This window comes from Candidatus Symbiopectobacterium sp. NZEC135 (assembly GCF_025962695.1).
In genome coordinates this window covers 1-978 of record NZ_JAGFPF010000753.1, presented here as the reverse complement: position 1 = coordinate 978, position 978 = coordinate 1, and the positions used below count along the sequence as shown (strand labels likewise).

General features: G+C 60.8%; 2 protein-coding genes. Both read left to right on the top strand.

Going from position 1 to position 978, the window contains the following annotated elements; genetic code table 11:
* The first annotated feature begins 131 nt into the window (after positions 1-131).
* Positions 132-893, top strand: a complete 762-nt coding sequence (locus J5224_RS30215; protein ID WP_264628739.1) for a flavoprotein — start codon at positions 132-134, stop codon at positions 891-893.
* 9 nt (positions 894-902) lie between these two features.
* The coding region (locus J5224_RS35990; protein ID WP_264628740.1) for a EutN/CcmL family microcompartment protein at positions 903-978 on the top strand (76 nt) is incomplete at its 3' end.

Below are 978 nucleotides of genomic sequence, written 5' to 3'. Positions count from 1 at the left end.
CACGTGGTGGGCGGTGCCAGCAGCTTTAGCGAATTTCCCGGCGTGTTCCGCAAGGTCACCGGGAAAAACATCATTCCTGCGGTGGAGCCGCTGCTGGTCACCCCGCTGGGGATTGCCATGCAGGCGGCACCATGACGTTCACGAGAGGAAGCATGAACCGCCAGACGCTCTCTTCGTTGATTGACAAAGCCATCACTGATGCGCTTGCCCGCCGTACTTTATGGATCGAAAGTTTAGGGTTCGAAAGCACACAGGCCGACATCCCACGGCAGCCAACCACCTTTGTGCTGATCACTGGCGATGATGCAGCCGCCTTCCCAGCCACGCTGCGCTATCTGGCAGCACTGGCGCAGGCAGGCTGCCTGCTCAGCGTGCACTTCTCCCACAGCGCACAGCGCTTGCACACACGCTTTGCCGATGCCCTGAACCGCCTGCTACCACAGGTGCCGTGCCAACAGGCCACTGACTCCACGCTACGCAGCGGCGATACGCTGCTGCTGCCAGCCTTGTCCGATAACAGTCTGGCAAAAATAGCGCTCGGCCTGCGTGATAACGCCGCCAGCCAATGGGTCTTTCAGGCGCTGGCGCAGGACGTGCGCATCATCGCACTGCATCACCCTGATGCCGCCATGCCAGCCGCCTATCTGGCACAACTCTCGCGCTATCAGGAGACGCTGCGCCAATTCGGCATTCGCATGATGGGACAACCGGCTGCACCACAGGCATCTGTGCCACACCGCGCTGTCGCCGCCGTTGGTAAGTCATTACTCACCGCACGCGATGTACGCCTGCATAGCGAAGACACGCTAAGTGTCCGACCCGGCACCCTGATTACCCCGGCAGCACGCGATGAGCTAGCCGCGCGCCGCATCACGTTAATAACCGCATCCTGAGGAGGCACCATGTATCTGGCCCAAGTCACCGGCACGGTGGTCTCCACCACCAAACATGCATCGTTGAACGGCATGAAACTGCTGC

Coding starts and splice junctions, on each gene's coding strand:
- J5224_RS30215 (WP_264628739.1), top strand. CDS start 132: ATGACGTTCACGAGAGGAAGCATGAACCGCCAGACGCTCTCTTCGTTG.